Annotated in this window: 13 protein-coding genes; 8 read left to right on the forward strand and 5 right to left on the reverse strand. The window is 52.2% G+C overall.

The window, feature by feature from the left end; genetic code table 11:
• The first annotated feature begins 6 nt into the window (after positions 1 to 6).
• Positions 7 to 606 (forward strand): transcription termination/antitermination protein NusG, encoded by a 600-nt coding sequence (gene nusG, locus Q4E93_RS15440; RefSeq protein WP_303586650.1) that lies wholly within the window; start codon positions 7 to 9, stop codon positions 604 to 606.
• 138 nt (positions 607 to 744) lie between these two features.
• Here nusG and Q4E93_RS15445 read toward each other — a convergent pair whose 3' ends face one another.
• Positions 745 to 1,149, reverse strand: a complete 405-nt coding sequence (locus Q4E93_RS15445) for a hypothetical protein (protein ID WP_303586652.1) — start codon at positions 1,147 to 1,149, stop codon at positions 745 to 747.
• 569 nt (positions 1,150 to 1,718) lie between these two features.
• On the opposite strand from Q4E93_RS15445, the gene rplK reads away from it, so the two are divergent.
• The 5 genes from rplK (at position 1,719) to rpoB (ending at position 8,115) form a co-directional block, all read left to right on the forward strand.
• Positions 1,719 to 2,162, forward strand: a complete 444-nt coding sequence (gene rplK, locus Q4E93_RS15450; RefSeq protein WP_303586654.1) for a 50S ribosomal protein L11 — start codon at positions 1,719 to 1,721, stop codon at positions 2,160 to 2,162.
• Between the two features lie 25 nt (positions 2,163 to 2,187).
• Positions 2,188 to 2,880: a 50S ribosomal protein L1 gene (rplA, locus tag Q4E93_RS15455; protein ID WP_303586656.1), complete on the forward strand. Its 693-nt coding sequence runs from the start codon at positions 2,188 to 2,190 to the stop codon at positions 2,878 to 2,880.
• A 96-nt stretch (positions 2,881 to 2,976) separates the two neighbouring features.
• The gene (rplJ, locus tag Q4E93_RS15460; protein WP_303586657.1) at positions 2,977 to 3,510 is read left to right on the forward strand and encodes a 50S ribosomal protein L10; all 534 of its coding nucleotides are present in this window, start codon (positions 2,977 to 2,979) and stop codon (positions 3,508 to 3,510) included.
• A gap of 211 nt (positions 3,511 to 3,721) precedes the next feature.
• Positions 3,722 to 4,096 (forward strand): 50S ribosomal protein L7/L12, encoded by a 375-nt coding sequence (rplL, locus tag Q4E93_RS15465; RefSeq protein ID WP_303586658.1) that lies wholly within the window; start codon positions 3,722 to 3,724, stop codon positions 4,094 to 4,096.
• Between the two features lie 215 nt (positions 4,097 to 4,311).
• Positions 4,312 to 8,115 (forward strand): DNA-directed RNA polymerase subunit beta, encoded by a 3,804-nt coding sequence (rpoB, locus tag Q4E93_RS15470; RefSeq protein ID WP_303586660.1) that lies wholly within the window; start codon positions 4,312 to 4,314, stop codon positions 8,113 to 8,115.
• Positions 8,116 to 8,157: 42 nt separating this feature from the next.
• Here the strand turns inward: rpoB and Q4E93_RS15475 are convergent, their stop codons facing one another.
• Positions 8,158 to 11,337, reverse strand: coding sequence for a M43 family zinc metalloprotease (locus Q4E93_RS15475; protein ID WP_303586662.1), 3,180 nt, complete (start codon positions 11,335 to 11,337; stop codon positions 8,158 to 8,160).
• Between the two features lie 241 nt (positions 11,338 to 11,578).
• Here Q4E93_RS15475 and Q4E93_RS15480 point away from each other — a divergent pair, with 241 nt between their 5' ends.
• Together Q4E93_RS15480 and Q4E93_RS15485 are read left to right on the forward strand one after the other, a co-directional pair.
• Positions 11,579 to 12,964, forward strand: a complete 1,386-nt coding sequence (locus Q4E93_RS15480; RefSeq protein WP_303586664.1) for a M48 family metalloprotease — start codon at positions 11,579 to 11,581, stop codon at positions 12,962 to 12,964.
• A 19-nt stretch (positions 12,965 to 12,983) separates the two neighbouring features.
• Positions 12,984 to 14,549, forward strand: coding sequence for a DUF6770 family protein (locus Q4E93_RS15485; protein WP_303586666.1), 1,566 nt, complete (start codon positions 12,984 to 12,986; stop codon positions 14,547 to 14,549).
• Here the strand turns inward: Q4E93_RS15485 and Q4E93_RS15490 are convergent.
• The 3 genes from Q4E93_RS15490 to Q4E93_RS15500 all read right to left on the reverse strand — a co-directional run bounded on the left by Q4E93_RS15490 (position 14,520) and on the right by Q4E93_RS15500 (position 17,966).
• The gene (locus Q4E93_RS15490) at positions 14,520 to 15,674 is read right to left on the reverse strand and encodes an acyltransferase family protein (RefSeq protein WP_303586667.1); all 1,155 of its coding nucleotides are present in this window, start codon (positions 15,672 to 15,674) and stop codon (positions 14,520 to 14,522) included. The genes Q4E93_RS15485 and Q4E93_RS15490 overlap by 30 nt on opposite strands.
• Positions 15,675 to 15,748: 74 nt before the next feature.
• The gene (gene thrC / locus Q4E93_RS15495) at positions 15,749 to 17,044 is read right to left on the reverse strand and encodes a threonine synthase (RefSeq protein WP_303586669.1); all 1,296 of its coding nucleotides are present in this window, start codon (positions 17,042 to 17,044) and stop codon (positions 15,749 to 15,751) included.
• On the reverse strand, positions 17,031 to 17,966 hold the full coding sequence (locus tag Q4E93_RS15500; protein WP_303586671.1) for a homoserine kinase: 936 nt from the start codon (positions 17,964 to 17,966) through the stop codon (positions 17,031 to 17,033). Before Q4E93_RS15500 ends, thrC begins: the two co-directional genes overlap by 14 nt.
• Positions 17,967 to 17,980 lie beyond the last annotated feature (14 nt).

The following is a 17,980-nucleotide window of genomic DNA, read 5'->3' on the forward strand; positions in this document are numbered from 1 at the left end:
TAAAATATGGAAACTGTTAACCAACAAGAGGTCAAGACTACAGCCGAAGGCAAGCCCGCACCGGAAACCAAGTGGTACGTGCTGCGCGTGGTCAGTGGCAAGGAGCGTAAGGTGAAGGAGTATCTTGACAAAGAGATCTCCCGTGGAGGATGGGGTGAAGTGGTAAAGCAAGTGTTCCTTCCTGTAGAGAAGGTCTATAAGGTACAGAATGGTAAGAAAGTGATGCGTGAGCGTAACTATTATCCCGGATATGTGATGATCGAGGTTACGGAAGGCAAGCTGGGTGATGACCTGCGGGAGGCGATCAAGAATACCAATAGCGTCATTCATTTCCTGGGTAAGGAAAATCCTATCGCACTTCGTAAGGCTGAAGTGAACAAGATGCTGGGTAAGATGGATGAAATGGCGGAATCTGGCGGCATGAGCATGAGCGAGCCGTTCATCATTGGTGAGACGATCAAGATCATCGAAGGGCCGTTTAATGATTTCAACGGTATTATAGAAGAGGTGAATGACGAGAAGAAGAAATTGAAAGTTACTGTGAAGATCTTCGGCCGCAGCACACCGGTGGAGCTGAACTACATGCAGGTGGAGAAGATCTCGTAAGCGAAGAGAAGATCAGATAAAATTATAATAACAGGGCTGTCTCAAAAAGGGGCAGCCTTTTTAATTGAACATCATTAAGAAGGAAGAAGCTGCCTCGTTATTGGGGCAGCTTCTTTTGTTCCTTTATGACCGTAGTTGTCAATTATCGTTATTGTCGTTGTCAAAACCGAAAGATGTCGTCGGCTCTTCAGGTGTTTCGGGCATGATAGGCTCGGACACTTCGGGAGTCGGAGGAACTGGAGCGGGCTTGGGCCTGGGGGCAGCTTTCTTTTTAGCTGCTTTTTTAGGAGCGGCCTTTTTTGGGGCTGCTTTCTTTGGAGCGGCCTTCTTTTTAGGGGCTGCCTTTTTCTTGGGGGCAGCTTTTTTCTTAGGAGCGGCCTTTTTCTTGGGGGCAGCTTTCTTTTTAGGAGCGGCTTTTTTCTTAGCGGCTTTTTTCACAGCTTTTTTGGCAGCCTTCTTCACGGCTTTTTTAGGAGCTGATTTCTTTTTAGCGGCCTTTTTAGGGGCAGCCTTTTTAGCCGGCTTTTTCTTAGACTTTGACATAGTTTGTTGAGCGTTTTAAGTTGTTATGAGAATTTAATGGGAATTATTAACGCAAAAGTTAGTCAGAAAAATTCAAATAGAAAAAAATGACGAAAAAATTTCTCTACAAAATGTTCATAATCCGTGTGTGGGTTAGGGTTTGGTTAGGGGCTTGTTTAGGTTAGTTTGTTTAGGCGTTGAATGTTTTTCCTTTACTCGTTATCGGCAGCTATATAGCCTTCCGCCGCTGTACTTTCCATCTCCGATGGGCTTTTTTGCAAATTGGGCGGGGACTGATGCCGGGCAGTGGCATATCTCCCCTACCGTAGGAAAGGTAAGGCGGCTACAGGCATATAGCTGCCTGCGGGCCACGGAGGGGCGAGGGGGGGCGACGAAATATCGTGGGGTTGTGGGGTTCATGGTTTGCAGGGAGGCGGAGCAGGGCGGGGATGGGGCTAGATTGGGCGCTAAAAAGTTTGCAAATTTCATGGTATTTGTTACCTTTGCGTCCCCAAATAGTTCTTTTAGGAATTTTGTATTGGGAGTTTTCGCCGGTTGGCGGGGACGTTAACACCAAAAAAAGAAGCAACATGGCAAAAGAAATCACCGGTTATGTCAAGTTGCAGGTCAAAGGCGGTCAAGCCAATCCTGCACCTCCTATTGGACCTGCTTTAGGTTCTAAAGGCATCAATATCATGGAGTTCTGTAAGCAATTCAATGCCAGGACCCAGGATAAGATAGGGAAGGTACTCCCTGTTCTCATCACAGTTTATACGGATAAATCCTTCGAATTTATCATCAAGACTCCTCCGGCGGCGGTGCAGCTGCTGGAAGCTACCAAATTACAGAGTGGCAGCAAGGAGCCAAATCGTAACAAAGTTGGAAAAGTAACCTGGGCGCAGGTGGAGGCTATTGCGAAGGACAAGATGCCTGACCTGAACTGCTTTACAGTGGAAAGCGCCATGCGCATGGTAGCCGGTACGGCCCGGAGCATGGGTATCACGGTAGAGGGTGCGGCTCCCTGGGCAAATTAACTTTTAACTCCAAAAACATTACGAAATGGCTATTACAAAGAAAAGAAAAGCAGCCTCAGCGAAGGTTGATAAAAATAAAGTTTACTCCCTCAAAGACGCTTCGTCTCTTGTGAAAGAGGTGAATATTACGAAATTCGACTCTTCTGTCGACCTGCATGTGCGTCTGGGAGTTGATCCCAAGAAAGCGGACCAATCTATCCGTGGTACGGTGAACCTGCCTCATGGCACGGGTAAGACCAAGCGGGTGCTGGTGCTTTGCACGCCTGATAAGGAGGCTGATGCGAAGGCTGCGGGTGCGGATTATGTAGGGCTGGACGAGTATATCCAGAAGATCGAAGGCGGATGGGTGGATGTGGATGTCATTGTGGCTACCCCTTCCGTGATGCCGAAGATCGGTAAGCTGGGTAAGGTGCTGGGTCCCCGCAACCTGATGCCCAACCCGAAGACGGGCACGGTGACGAATGATGTAGCGGCTGCCGTGAATGAAGTAAAGGGTGGTAAGATCGCATTTAAGGTCGACAAGGCGGGCATTATCCATGCCAGCATCGGCCGGGTGAGCTTCTCTCCTGAGAAGATCGTGGAAAACAGCCAGGAGCTGTTGAATGCGATCATCAAGGCCAAGCCGGCCACTGCCAAGGGCACCTATGTCAAGAGCGTATTTATGGCCAGCTCCATGAGCCCGGGCATTGCGATCGACACTAAAGCCTTTGTACACTAGACAGGTCCCTGGCGACCGGCCGAAAGGCTGACAGCCTCAGGAATCAATAAATTCAGACACCGTGGCCTCTAAAGAAGGGGCGTAAAACGAAAACAAATGAACAAAGATCAAAAAAATGAAGTGATTGAGCTGTTGAAAGACAAGTTCAACCAATATAATAACTTCTATGTGACCAATACCGAGTCACTGACTGTAGAACAGGTGGGTAAGCTGCGCCGGATCTGCTTTGACAAGAAAGTAGAGATGAAAGTAGCCAAGAACACTTTGATCAAGAAAGCCCTGGAAGGCCTGGATGACAAGCGTTTTTCCGGCGTATACGAGTCCCTGAATGGCGTTACGGCCCTGCTGTTCTCGGAGAACGCTAAGGAGCCTGCACTGATCATCAGCGATTTCCGCAAGACGGGTAACCTCGAAAGGCCGACATTGAAAGCCGCCTTTATCGACGGGGACGTATTTGCAGGGGACGATTCATTGAAGACCCTGACTGTGCTGAAGAGCAAGAACGACCTTATCGGCGAGATCATTGGGTTGCTGCAATCACCCGCGAAGAACGTTATCAGCGGCCTGAATGCGGGCAACAAGCTGGCTGGTCTGATCAAGGCGCTGGAAGACCGTGCAGCCGCCAATTAGCTGCAAGCTTCCAGCTACAAGCTTCAAGCTGGATTGGATAGGAGTAGATAGTTCTTTAAAGAATGTATGATTTTCAGGTTTGCAGCTTGTAGCGTGCTGCCTGAAGCTCTAAGATAAAGCCCAGGCCTGGGGGCTAACCAACTAAGGCTAATTTTTTTAAACCCTCCGCCGGAGCGGAATAGCTGTGAAGGCGGAAAAAATTTTAATTATCATGGCAGACTTAAAAGCATTTGCTGAGCAGCTGGTCGGGCTGACTGTAAAAGAAGTAAACGAATTAGCAAAGATCCTGAAGGAAGAATACGGTATCGAGCCTGCAGCTGCTGCTGTAGCTGTTGCCGGTCCTGCTGCTGCCGGCGCTGCTGCTCCGGAAGAAAAGACCGCATTCAACGTGATCCTGAAAGCCGCTGGCGCTAACAAGCTCAACGTTGTGAAGATCGTTAAGGATCTGACTGGTCTTGGACTGAAGGAAGCTAAGGACCTGGTGGACGGCGCTCCCAAGCCCGTTAAGGAAGGTGTCAGCAAGGCTGATGCCGACGCACTGGTCGCTAAGCTGAAAGAAGCTGGCGCTGAAGTAGAGATCCAATAGTTTTTGGGATCGGAGACTTATTTTACCCCTGGCTTAAAAAGTCAGGGGTATTTTGATTTTTATTGCTAATTCCTTAACTTTGCGGTCCGTTTCCCTAAAGTTATGTGACGTTAAGATTTGTTTATAGATATAAATCATTGATAATCAATTATCGATGATTCAATGGGCGGCAGACGATTTTGAGCACGAATCATTAAAAACCGGTTTTAATCAATATGTCTTCAACAAAATTGCAAAACAGGATCAATTTCGGTAAAATCAAGCACCTTGCCGAGACCCCTGATCTTCTGGAAGTGCAGATCCAATCATTTAAAGAATTTTTTCAGCTAGAGACCACCCCGGACAAGCGTAACATCGAAGGTTTGTTCAAGGTGTTCAAAGAGAATTTCCCGATCACTGATACGCGGAATATTTTCATGCTGGAGTTCCTGGATTACTTCATTGACCCTCCCCGTTATACGATCGAGGAGTGTATGGAGCGTGGGCTGACCTACGCTGTTCCGCTGAAGGCGAAGCTGCGTCTGAGCTGTAATGATGAAGAGCATGTGGACTTCCAAACCATCGTGCAGGACGTGTTCCTTGGGAACATTCCCTACATGACTCCCCGCGGTACGTTCGTGATCAACGGAGCGGAACGTGTGGTTGTATCCCAGCTGCACCGCAGCCCCGGGGTATTCTTCGGCCAGTCCATCCACCCCAACGGGACCAAGATCTACTCGGCCCGCGTGATCCCTTTCAAGGGCGCCTGGATGGAGTTTGCCACGGACATCAACAACGTGATGTACGCCTATATCGACCGTAAGAAGAAATTCCCTGTCACTACCCTGTTGCGTTCCATCGGGTATGAGACGGATAAAGATATCCTGGAGCTGTTCGGCATGGCCGACGAGGTGAAAGCCGACAAGAAGCTCCTCCAGAAATACATCGGCAAGAAGTTGGCCGCCCGTGTTCTCCGGACCTGGGTGGAAGATTTCGTCGATGAGGATACCGGCGAGGTCGTGTCCATCGAGCGGAATGAGATCGTGCTGGAGCGCGATACCATCCTGGACGAAGAAGCCATCGACATGGTGGTGGAAATGGACGTAAAGAGCGTCTTTATCCAGAAGGAAGACGTTGGCGGCGACTATGCCATCATCTACAATACTTTGAACAAGGATACCTCCAACTCCGAGCTGGAAGCCGTTCAGCATATCTATCGTCAATTGCGCGGTGCTGACGCTCCTGATGACGAGACTGCGAGAGGTATTATCGATAAGCTGTTCTTCAGCGACAAGCGTTATGATCTGGGCGAAGTAGGCCGTTATAAGATCAACCGCAAGCTGAACCTGAACCAGCCCCTGGATCAGAAGACACTGACGAAGGAAGACATGATCGAGATCATCAAGTATCTCGTGCGTCTGACCAATGCCAAGGCTGAGATCGACGACATCGATCATCTTAGCAACCGTCGTGTCCGTACGGTAGGGGAGCAATTGTACGCCCAGTTCGGTGTAGGTCTGGCCCGTATGGCGAGGACTATCCGCGAGCGTATGAACGTCCGTGACAATGAGGTCTTCACTCCGGTGGACCTGATCAACGCACGTACGTTGTCTTCCGTCATCAACTCATTCTTTGGTACTTCGCAGCTGTCCCAGTTCCTGGACCAGACCAATCCCCTGAGCGAGATCACGCACAAACGCCGTATCTCCGCGCTCGGACCGGGCGGTCTCTCCCGTGAGCGTGCCGGCTTTGAAGTTCGTGACGTACACTACTCCCACTACGGGCGTCTTTGTACCATCGAAACTCCGGAAGGACCGAATATCGGGCTTATATCCACCCTCTGTGTCCACGCCAAGATCAACGAAATGGGCTTTATCGAGACTCCCTATCGTAAGGTGCAGGACGGAAAGGTAGAGCTGAAGAAGCTGACCTACCTCAGTGCTGAGGAAGAGGACGTAGCCAAGATCGCCCAGGCGAATATCGCCCTGGATGAGAAGGGTAACTTCGTTGAAGATAAGATCGTTTCCCGCCAGACGGGTGACTTCCCGATCCTGGACAAGGGAGAGGTGGAATATATGGACGTAGCTCCGAACCAGATCGTTGGTTTGAGCGCTTCCCTGATCCCTTTCCTTGAGCATGATGACGCCAACCGTGCGCTGATGGGATCGAACATGCAACGTCAGGCTGTGCCCCTGATCCGTCCTGAAATGCCGATTGTCGGCACAGGCCTGGAAGCCAAGGCGGCGCGCGACGCACGCATCCAGATCCACTCGGAAGGCGACGGGATCGTGGAGTTCGTGGATGCCAACGAAATCCATGTCCGTTATGACCGTAATGAACAGCAGAAGCTGGTGTCTTTTGAAGAAGACCTGAAAATATACAAGCTGACCAAGTTCATCAAGACCAACCAGGAAACCTGTATCAACCTGAAGCCTGCCGTCAAGAAGGGCCAGAAGGTAAAGGAAGGCGACTTCCTCACGGAAGGATACGCCGTACAGGATGGTGAGCTGGCTCTTGGCCGTAACCTGAAAGTGGCTTTCATGCCCTGGAAGGGTTACAACTTTGAGGATGCCATCGTGATCAGCGAGAAGGTGGTGAAGGAAGACCTTTTCACCTCCGTGCATATCTCCGAATACGAACTGGAGGTCCGCGACACCAAGCTGGGTGAAGAAGAGTTGACCCCTGATATTCCCAACGTCTCGGAAGAGGCAACCAAGGACCTGGACGAGAACGGTATCATCCGTGTAGGCGCCCAGATCAAGGAAGGGGATATCCTGATCGGCAAGATCACTCCCAAAGGCGAAAGTGATCCGACTCCGGAAGAGAAGCTGCTCCGCGCCATCTTCGGCGACAAAGCCGGTGATGCGAAGGATGCTTCCCTGAAAGCTCCCAGCGGCACGGAAGGTGTGGTGATCAGCAAGAAGCTGTTCCAACGCGCCAAGAAGGATAAGAATGCCAAGGTGCGTGAAAAAGCCGCCCTGGAGAAGATCGAGAAAGTACACGAGAAGAATACGGCTGACCTGATGGACGTGTTGCTGAGCAAGCTGCAGGTGTTACTGAAGGAGCATGTCTCTGCCGGTGTGAACAACAACTTCGGCGAAGTACAGATCGGTAAGGGCGCTAAATTCACTGCCAAGAACCTGGCTGGCATTGACTATCTCAACGTCAATCCTCTGGGCTGGACGGGTGATGCCAAGACTGATGACGGGATCAACATCCTGCTGCATAACTACAGCATCAAGTACAATGAAGAGCTGGGCCGCTATAAAAGAGAAAAGTTCAATATCTCCATCGGGGACGAATTACCCGCAGGCGTATTGAAGCTGGCCAAAGTATACTTAGCCGTCAAGCGTAAGCTGAAAGTGGGTGATAAGATGGCCGGCCGTCACGGAAACAAGGGTATCGTCGCCAAGATCGTAAGGGCTGAAGACATGCCTTTCCTGGAAGACGGAACGCCTGTGGACGTGGTGCTGAACCCGCTGGGCGTACCTTCCCGTATGAACCTGGGACAGATCTATGAGACTGTGCTTGGCTGGGCAGGAGAGAAGCTGGGAGTGAAATTCGCCACGCCCATCTTCGACGGAGCCACGGTGGAAGAGATCGCCGAGCATATTTCGAAGGCGGGGTTACCGAGCTTTGGACATACCTATCTTTATGACGGTGAAACGGGCGAGCGCTTTGACCAGAAAGCTACCGTAGGGATCATCTATATCATTAAGCTGCACCACATGGTGGACGATAAGATGCACGCACGTAGCATCGGACCGTATAGCCTGATCACGCAGCAGCCGCTGGGTGGTAAGGCACAGTTTGGCGGTCAGCGTTTTGGGGAAATGGAAGTATGGGCACTCGAAGCCTATGGCGCTTCCAATATCCTGCAGGAGCTGTTGACCCTGAAGTCTGATGATATCATCGGAAGGGCCAAGACCTATGAGTCCATCGTGAAGGGTGACAATATTCCAAGAGCGGGAATTCCCGAGTCCTTCAATGTATTGGTACATGAATTGCGCGGGTTAGGGTTGGACTTGAAGTTTGATTAAACTGTCGTCTCTCGCTAACTGATGAATAATACGTAAGCCGGGCTAATGCCCGGCTTTTTCTATTTTACTGATGTAGGTGTTGGCGGCTGTACGGACTTCCAGCAGGTAGATCCCCGCCGGCAGGCTGAGGCTGGAGAGGTCGACGTGTATGAGCCGCTGGCCTGCGGGTGTGTTGTCCTGCCGTAGGAGCGATCTTCCGGTCATATCCAGCAGCCGGATGCTTGTTTTTCCTGCGGGGGGCCCGGCGAACAGGATGTCGACCCCGGTGGTGAAGGGGCTGGGCGATGCGGTGAATGGATTGGTGGCAGCGCTGCCATTCACCTGGATGACCTTGCTGTAAGTAAATTGATCGTCCAGATCTGTCTGCTTTAGGCGGTAGTAGTTTTTCTCATGCGCAACGGACGTATCGGTAAAAATATATTGGTGCGGCGAGTTGCTGTTGACGATGGCGGGTACAAAGGCGATGTTCCCGAAGCTTATGCCGTCGTAGGACCTTTCGACGCCAAAGTTGTTGGTGTTCTGTTCCCAGGTGGTGGTCCATTGCAGGCCTACATTCTGCCCATGTAGTTTTCCTTCGAAGTCCAGCAGGCCGACAGGCAGGGCCACGGCAGGGACGCCTGCTCCAAAGCCGGAGAAGCCAGTGGTGAAGGTATATGTCAGCGATGTGTTGGCGCCCAGCGTCCCGATGGCAGGGGCGCCCGTGACCACTGTGCCGGCGCCGCCGGGGTTGGCAGGCGTGACGTCGGAGATCTTTGTGCCGACCTTTACCAACTGGATATTGCTGAGGTTTTGCCCGGTGGCTGTCTGCCAGCCGTTGACTTCCGCCTGTGTATAAAAGAGGGTGATGTCATAGCTGCCCGTGGCATTATTCGTGGTGGGCAATACCCTGAAAGTCTTGTTCATCAGGTAATTGGCCGGCGTGTTATTCCAGAACTGGCTGGCGCCGGTGCCCTGGCGATCGATGATCACCTGGGTGCAGCCGTAGTCGAAAGAGGTGAGGTTGTGAATCCTGGCCATCAACTGGCCATTGACCTGGTCATAGAAGTAAATATCCGCATTAGGACCCAGGTATTGCTGAACGGAGGAGTTGAGGGCTGTCTGTACTATGGTAGCGGGGATGCCGTACAGGAAATTCATTCTCGGCTTGAGACCGTTGCCATAGGCGTTGACGGTGGAAAAAGCCTGGGAGCAGTTGATACTGTCCTGCCAGAACATGTTGCCTTGGGCCGAGGTGCCTCCGTCGGGGTAATAAGCCACCTGGTCGCCGCCATCTCCCGGCGCTGCAGTGATATTGTCATAGCAAAATTCCACGACCAGATTGCTTGTTCCATCCCAGATATAAGGATTGTCGAACATAAACGTATTTGCACCTGCGACGGTGTTGTACGAGGATAAGGTTTTTACCACCGTCATGCCGGAACCAACTGTTACAACGCCATTGACCAGATAGCTTACGCTGGCTGTACCTATCTTGATATTGAGGTTGGCGAAAGCGCGGATACTGTGCTTGGCGGCTACCTGCAGAGTGATGCCTGTGATGGGACCTGCGGCGAGCCCTCCTGCGGTGAGCTCGGATGCTTTGTACAGGAATTGAGCGCGTTGTGAAGCGGCTGTGCCGTCAAAGGGGGTTTCCGTGATGCCAGAGACGGAGTTGCCAAGGCTGGCTGTCCCCGTGGAGGTACCGGAAGTAGGGGCCGAATCATTGTCTTTAATGGTGAAGGTCAGGGTAGGAATACCATTTCCCGCCACTGCATTGCCTCCACCATTGTTGACTGTAAAGCTCAATACGAAGCTGCGGGTCCCGTTGACGCTGGCGTCATCGTATATGCGGATGGTAAAGGGTTGCATGGTGATCGACCCTGATGGGAAGGTGAGGGTCATCGAAGGGCTGGCGAAACTGCCATTGGTGGTGATATCAAAATCCAACCCCATTTTCGCGGTGCCGCCGGCGTTGACGCTTAATGTTGCGGTGGTGGTGGCGGATGGTGAATTACCGATGATCATGTTGAAGGTGTAGTCCTTATATGCACGGCAACCGGAAGTGGCGGCGGTCGTTTCCCTCTCCTGGTCACTGTCGACCTCGAAATTGATCTTCGGGATACAGGGGCTGGAGCCTGCGTTGGGGGCGGTGCCTCCCAGCGATGTGGTGAGGCTGACGCGTGCGGCTCCTGCTGCAGCGGCCAGCATCCGGGTCTTTTGCCCGGCTGTAAAGAGGGTGTAGCAATTCGTATAGTTCATGTAATTGCTTTCCGTATTGATGCTGTACTTTGTGCCTGCGGGAGTGGCGCAGGGGTTGACGGTGGATGATGACCTGCAGCTAAAATCTATGATACCACCGCTGATGTTCTCGGAAATCGGGTCTGTATCGCAGACCTGGTCGCCGTCCAGGCTGCAACTGTTGTTGGTATTAGGAGGGCAGGAACTGACGTCGGTGGATCCTTCGAAGGGGTGGTATAAATTGAATGCGTGACCGATCTCATGCGGAAGGGTCTTCTGTCCAGTGATCATCTGGGTGGCCAGCATGACGATGCCGTCGAGGCTGGCGGGGGCTCCGGGGAAGTAAGCGTAGCCGGCTATGAACTGACCCGACGTGCCGTCGGCTCCATTGATCTTATCCACTACCCACACGTTGTAGTATTGGGTGGGGTCCCAGCGGATGAGGTTCTTTACATTGATATCGTCCGTGCCCGGCTGACCTGTCTGTGTCCTGACCCCCCCGGAGACGTAATTGGCGAGGCTGGAGCCGTCGATGCGATTGATGCCTGTTGTCGGATTGCAATTGGGGTCCCGTTTGGCCAGGACGAACTGGATGCCGAGGTCGCCTGCGCCACCCGAGAGCGTGGGATAGGTGCCGTTATAGACCGCGTTCAGATAGTCAATGGCACCCTGGATCTGCGCATCGGTGGGATTGTAGATCGTGCCGATAGCGCCACCCGTATGCACGATGTGAACGACTACAGGAATGGTATAGGGAGGTCCGCCGAGGGTAGTAACGGGCGCGCCTGCTTTATTTACGGCAATGGGTCTTGATTGGCCGAGTCGTGGATGCTGCAGGATATATTGACGAATGGCAGCTTCTCCTGCCTGGACGCGCTGGCGATAGCCGGCATCGGTCTGCAATCGTTGGTGATGTACCTCGTCGAAGCCGCAAATGGCCTGTGAAAAGACGGTCCCGTGCAACGACAGCGCCAGAAGGAAAAGCAGTAAGTGATTGTTTTTCATTTGGTAAGGGCCCTTGTTGTTTTAAAACGTCTCAGTGACGAAGATATTTGGATAGGATGGGATCACAAAATATATAGAAATTTACGTTAATTTTCAACACGCTGATCCTGGGAGAACTTTACCTGCACAGAAATCCGGATAGGCGAAAAAATTATTTTTTCCACATTAAAGGGGCTGAAGGTTAACTTGTGAAATAATCCGCCCTGAATACCGTTGGTGCTACGATAAATATTTAACCCTTTTGACTAAACCCACTGGCGCGCCCTGTGCGCTATTCACTGTACTGTTCCTCCTTTTTACCTGTCTGTCAGCGCAGTCGCAGGTGAAGGATTTTTCTCCTGCTGCCCAGGACGATCTTTTCCTTACCAATCTTTCGCAAAAGTATCTTCGCCAATACAAGGAAAATCTCGACAAGCTGCCTTCCACGAACAGAAAAGACCTGGTGGAAGCCTATCAGCATCGCTGGGAAAATATTAAGGAAAAATTTGATAAGAAGGAGATCTATACTTCCAGGGTAGCACAGGATTACCTGGATCGCCTTGTAGGGGTGATCAGACAGGCCAATCCTTCGTTGGCCAATGTACCCTTGTCCTGTTATTTTTCCCGGAGCGATATTCCCAATGCGGCTTATATAGGGGAGGGGATCATCCTGTTCAATATGGGGCTTTTTGAGCGCCTGGAGGATGAGAGCCAGGCGGCTTTCGTGTTGTGCCATGAGATGGCCCATCTCCTCCTGCGTCATTCGGAGAACAGCATCGACCATTATGTGACTGCCATCAATTCGGAGGAGGTGCAGGCGGAGTTGCGGAGGATCAAGCGATCGGAGTACCAGAAGCATGAGCAGGTGCAAAGCCTGGTAAAGGGATTGACCTTTGACAGCCGCCGTCATAGCCGGGACCATGAGGCACAGGCGGATTCCATGGCGGTCCAGCTGATGCGTCATACGAGATTTGCCCTTTCCGGCGCGCTGAGCACGCTGGCGTTGCTGGATGTTATCGATGCCGACACGCTGAATACGGCTGTTTGCCTGCCTGCCATGTTCAATGCGGCAGCCTATCCTTTCCGTAAGAAATGGACTGCGCGGAACGATGGGTTGCTTGGCGGCCATGCGCTGACCACGGATACGGCGATGGCGGATTCCCTGAAAACCCATCCTGACTGCCGGAAGCGGACGGCCCTGCTGGTAAATCTTATGAAAGGATGGACGCAGTCCGGCGCCGTACAATATGCCCTGGATTCCGTGAATTTTACGTCTCTTCAACGCATTTTCCACTATGAGACCATCGAATATGCTTTCGTGGCGGACAACTATACCAGGAGCCTGTACCTTACCCTGGAATTATTACAGAAGACACCGGGCGACGCCTACCTGGTGAGCCAGATCGGGAGATTGTTCAATGGGATCTATGCCGCCCAGAAGGCCCATACGTTGAGCAAGGTGATCGAACTGCCTTCTCCGGGCTATCCGGCGAATTACAACCTGTTGTTACAGTTCATCCAGCGCCTTTACCTGGAGGACATAGCATCGATCAATTATTACTATTTAAAGCAACACCATCCGCAAATGGATGGTTATACGCCGTTTAAGAATGCTTATGAGCAGAGCGAGCGCCTGATGAAAAATTAAACCCAAACCCACCCATACAATGTCACACACCAAGAAACTTTTCTTTTTACTGCTGCTGGCGGCCGCGTCCGGCCTGATGAGCGAAGCGGCTTTCGCGCAAAGCAAGCTGAGCATCGACAAGGTATACTCCGCCTATTTAAGGAATAGCGGCACCATATCCAGCCAGGGTCAGATAAAGGGCTATTTCTTCCTGTACCAGAGTGATAAGATCGACAAGCACACGAACGAGTATACCCTTCAGATCCTGGACGAGAATTTGAACAAAGTGAGGAGCATAAAATTCGAGGATACGAAGAAGCTGAACCTGCTGGAATCCTCCTATAATGGCAACAGCATCTCTTTCCTTTTCAAGAATGAGGACGAGAAGACGCTGGACATGAAGATCTACGACATGGATGGAAAATTGAAGAACACCTACAGCAGGGGCTATGACAAAAAGACGGATGCTCTTATGAAGCAATATGAAACGATGCATACAGACGAAGGGATGAACAAGAATGTCTTCGACATCGGCAACCAGGGGTATGTATCCGTGCTGCCCATGCGGGATGGCAAGCAGCGGACCTATGAGGTGGATTATTATTCATCCGAGTACAAGAAGCAATGGACCTATGTGCCTTCTGACGATGCGGAGAAGTATGCCTTTGCGGAATACCTGGGCGCGACGGACAGCCTGATCATACTGGAAGTGTTGAAGAAGAACCATGCATTGAGCGGAAATGTAACCACCCACCTGGTAGGCATCAACTTCGTGACAAAGAAGAAGCAATTCGATATCGATTATGCCGCGGATAACTATAAGCTGATGCCGACCTATGTCGCTCCCCTGGAAGGAACGGCCAATGTGCTGGTGATCGGGCCTTATTATGATAAGGATGACAATGTCGGCAAGGATTTCAGCAAGGGGCTGGCTATCTATGAGATGACGACTGCAGGCAAGTTCGTGAACAAGACCTACAACAGCTGGACGGAAGATTTTTCGAAATACCTGGCTACGAACAGGAAGGGCAAGATCGACGATGTGGGGTTTCTTTATATCCATAAAGTGATACGCACGCCGGATCACAAGATGTTCATTGTGGGCGAGGGATACAAACGCCAGGCGAGTGCCGGCGGAATTGCGCTCAGCGTGCTTGCCGGCGGGAATATGGGTGTTACCAAGATCGTCGTTACGGATATGGTGATGATGGAATTCGACGGCAAATACAAGGTGAAGGGGGCCACCATTTATGATAAGACGAACAATACGGCCATAGCCGGGGTTGCGTCCGACTATAACAGCCAGCACACGCTTGCCATTTACCTGAAGATGATCGGAGCTTTCGACTATGACTTTACCACGGGTGAGGCGGACAATTCCAATTTTGCCGTGTGTTACAGCGACTATGAGCGGAGCTCGGACTACAAAGGGCAGACCTTTAATGCCATCAAGTATAACGGCAGCAAGTTCACCACCGATAAGATACCATTGAAGTCCAAGGCCAGCACATTAAAGGTGTTCCCGGCCAAGGCGGGTTCTGTCATGATCCTGGAGTATTTCAAGAAGGACAAGCGATTAGACTTCCGTCTTGAAAAGCTGGGGTAGCTGACGACCGGACAACAAATGATCTCTATATTTCAGGAAGGGTCTTTCTACCGCCAGGTGGAGGATCCATCCTCCTATAAGGGATATTCCCACGCAGATCCAGAATGAGGTATAGGTGTCATTCCCGATGCCGTGCGGCGCCAGCACCTGGTGGGTAAGATGGATCAGCTGTTTGTGCGTGAGGTAAATGGAATAGGAAAGGGTCGCTATCCAGCGGGTGAGGCCAGCGGCATGGCGGTATAGGACGGATGATGGGCTAAGCGCTGCCAGGACCAGGACGCCATAGGCGAGGGAGATGACCGGGAAGCCAAAGACGGCGCCGCTGAAGCTGTATTGTTTTTCGTCGTGGCAGATCCACCAGGCGCCTGTTGAGAGCAGCAGGCCGGCGATCAGGAGTGCGTTGCCATGGCGGGTGATCTTCTGCCAGGCGCCGGGGCGGAAGTGGTTTAAAGCCGCCAGGGACAAGCCCACCAGCAGTCCATCCAGGCGGGTGTGGGTGGGGTAATAAATATACTTGTAATAGGCCTGTCCAAAGCCCGTATGTTCCGGCGTATCCAGCAGGGGCTGGAGGAAATGATACCAACTGTAGATACGGAGGATAAAGCCGAGCAGGAAGAATGCCGGAAGGAGCCAGATCAGCTTTTTCTTTGGGCCAGTGCCGAACAGGAGGAACAGGGGCAGCAACAGGTAGAACTGTTCTTCGATGCAAAGCGACCAGGCGTGGGAGAAGGCGCCTTTGTTGAAAATGTCCAATCCGAAATTTTGGGTGAAGGTGAGGAAGCGCCAAAGGGGCGGGAGCTCGCTGCGTTCCTTAAAGGCGGGGATGATGAAATAAAGCGCGACGATGACCAGGTAGGCGGGAACGATGCGAAAGAAACGTTTGAAATAAAATTCTCCATAGGAAAGGGGTTGATGATGGGCCATTCTGCGGAAGAGCTGACCGCCGATGAGGTAGCCGCTGAGAATAAAAAAAAGGTCTACTCCTGTCCATCCGAAGCTGCCCATCTCATCCAGGAGCGGCGGATGGCCGAAGATGCGGTAATGGTAAACGAAAACCAGCATAATAGCTAAGGCGCGGAGGTGGTCCAGGCCGGAAAGGCGGCCTGGAGAGCTAGCTGTTTGCAAAGGAAGTTTGGAATATGAAGATGAGGAATAGCTTGTACGGGATAAATTTAAGGTTAAAAATGAGCATTCGTGTCTTATGCCAGCAGAAAATTTTTCAATGCTGAAAAATCCGGGCTGATCTTCGTGCTGATCTTTTCTTTGCCCAACAGGATCTTAACGTTGTCGGGTAGGGGCACTTTTTCTCCTGTCTCGGATTCCACTGCGTCATAGAATTTCACCGGGTGGGCGGTCTCCAGGAAAATGCCTTTTTCACCAGGGTGTCCTGCCAGGTATTTTTCCAGGGCAAGGAAGCCTACGGCGCCGTGGGGGTCAGCGAGATAGTGATACTTTTTGTAGACGTCGCGGATGGTGGCGCGTGTTTCTTCGTCGGTGATGCTGTAGCTGGACAATACTTTTTTCAGGGAGCTGAATTCGTGGGCAAAAATTTCCAGGATGCGGACGAAGTTGCTGGGGTCCCCCACGTCCATGGCGTTAGAGAGGGTGGGGATGGCGGGCCTGGTGGAATATTGTCCTGTCTGCAGAAAGGATGGCACCGTATCATTGGCATTACAGGCAGCGATAAAATGTTGTGCGGGCAGGCCGGAGCGATGGGCCAGGAGGCCGGCGCAAATATTGCCGAAGTTGCCACTGGGGACGCTGATCACGGGCGGGTGGGCTTTTTCCGTCCAAGCCCGGTAGGCAAAGAAATAGTAGAATTGCTGGGGCAGCCAGCGGGCGACATTGATAGAGTTGGCGGAGGTGAGGAATAGGGCGCGGTTGAGATCCGGGTCTGCAAAAGCTGTTTTTACCATCCGTTGGCAGTCATCGAAGGTGCCGCTGACCTCCAGGGCGGAGATATTCTTTCCCAGGGTAGTGAGCTGTAATTCCTGTACGCTGCTGACCTTGCCGGAGGGATAGAGTATGACCACGTTCACCCCTTCCACGTCATAGAAGCCGCTGGCGACGGCGCCGCCTGTGTCGCCGGAAGTAGCCACGAGCACTGTCACTTCCTGGTGCGTGTCTTTCACAAAATATCCCAGGCAGCGGCTCATGAAGCGGGCGCCCACGTCCTTGAATGCCAGGGTAGGGCCGTGGAATAGTTCCAGGGAGCTGATGCCGGGGGTGACGGGTACCAGGGGAAAGGGGAAGTCAATGGTTTCCGAGACGATGCGGCGGAGCTCATTTTCCGGGATGGTATCGCCTACGTAAGGACGGATCACCTGCAGGGCGATGTCCTCGTGGGAGTGCGCGCTGATATTTTTTATGAGATCTGCCGGCAGGACGGGGATCTGTTCCGGGAAATAGAGGCCTTTGTCGGGCGCTTGTCCCCTGATGGTGGCTTCCTTAAAGCTAACTTTTTCAGCGGGATGGTTGAGACTATAGTAGCGCATGTGGGGATAGTATTTTTACTCCTTCGTGGTTGATGGTGGTGACGTAAGTGTGGTAATCGAGACCTATCTGGTCGTAGATGGTTTTCATGACCTGTTCCACGGCTGCTGCGGTATGTCTGTCTTTACTCAGCATGAAGATGGAGGGGCCTGATCCCGAGATGCCGCCTCCGAGGGCGCCTGCCTCCTTGCACTGGCTTTTGACCTGGTCGAAGCCGGGGATGAGCATACTGCGAACGGGTTCTATGATCACGTCTTCCAGCGAGCGGCCAATCAGCTCATAGTCATTCTTCATGAAGCCGGCTACCAGGCCGGCGATGTTGCCCCATTGCCGGATAGCGTCTTTCAGCAGTACCTCCTTGCGGAGGATCTGGCGTGCGTCCGAGGTCCTGACCTCTATTTGCGGGTGGACGACGGTGACGTGGAGAAGGGGGGCAGGAATGGATATGATGTCTAACGGGAATATGGACCGGATGAGGGTGATGCCGCCATAGATGCAGGGGGCGATGTTATCGGCGTGCTTGACGCCTGAGGCCACTTTTTCACCGAACATGGCGAAGCGGACCATGTCTTCCTTCGAAAAGATGTTTCCCAGCAGGTGATTGGCGGCAACCACGGCGCCGGCGGCGCTGGCGGCACTGCTACCCACGCCGCTGCCGGGCTTGATCTTTTTATGGATGACCAGCCCGAAGCCGACGGGTCTTCCCAGTTCTTCCTGCATGGCGAGCAGGGGGGCGCCGGCTGTGTTGAGTGCGGGGTCGGAGGGAAGGGGGAAGCCGTCCTTACTGGTGATGCGAATGACGGGCTCGTCCAGGAGGCTTACTTCCATAATGTCGTAAGGTTCTTCCAGGGCCATTCCCAGCACGTCGAAACCGCAAACCAGGTTGGCGACGGTGGCGGGGCATTTTATGATAATTTCGTTCATATTGTTTGGTTGGT

Origin of the sequence: Flavitalea plasmicola, assembly GCF_030546645.1 — a bacterium.
Classification (GTDB): domain Bacteria; phylum Bacteroidota; class Bacteroidia; order Chitinophagales; family Chitinophagaceae; genus Puia.

Coding starts and splice junctions, on each gene's coding strand:
- nusG (WP_303586650.1), top strand. CDS start 7: ATGGAAACTGTTAACCAACAAGAGGTCAAGACTACAGCCGAAGGCAAG.
- Q4E93_RS15445 (WP_303586652.1), bottom strand. CDS start 1,149: ATGTCAAAGTCTAAGAAAAAGCCGGCTAAAAAGGCTGCCCCTAAAAAG.
- rplK (WP_303586654.1), top strand. CDS start 1,719: ATGGCAAAAGAAATCACCGGTTATGTCAAGTTGCAGGTCAAAGGCGGT.
- rplA (WP_303586656.1), top strand. CDS start 2,188: ATGGCTATTACAAAGAAAAGAAAAGCAGCCTCAGCGAAGGTTGATAAA.
- rplJ (WP_303586657.1), top strand. CDS start 2,977: ATGAACAAAGATCAAAAAAATGAAGTGATTGAGCTGTTGAAAGACAAG.
- rplL (WP_303586658.1), top strand. CDS start 3,722: ATGGCAGACTTAAAAGCATTTGCTGAGCAGCTGGTCGGGCTGACTGTA.
- rpoB (WP_303586660.1), top strand. CDS start 4,312: ATGTCTTCAACAAAATTGCAAAACAGGATCAATTTCGGTAAAATCAAG.
- Q4E93_RS15475 (WP_303586662.1), bottom strand. CDS start 11,337: ATGAAAAACAATCACTTACTGCTTTTCCTTCTGGCGCTGTCGTTGCAC.
- Q4E93_RS15485 (WP_303586666.1), top strand. CDS start 12,984: ATGTCACACACCAAGAAACTTTTCTTTTTACTGCTGCTGGCGGCCGCG.
- thrC (WP_303586669.1), bottom strand. CDS start 17,044: ATGCGCTACTATAGTCTCAACCATCCCGCTGAAAAAGTTAGCTTTAAG.
- Q4E93_RS15500 (WP_303586671.1), bottom strand. CDS start 17,966: ATGAACGAAATTATCATAAAATGCCCCGCCACCGTCGCCAACCTGGTT.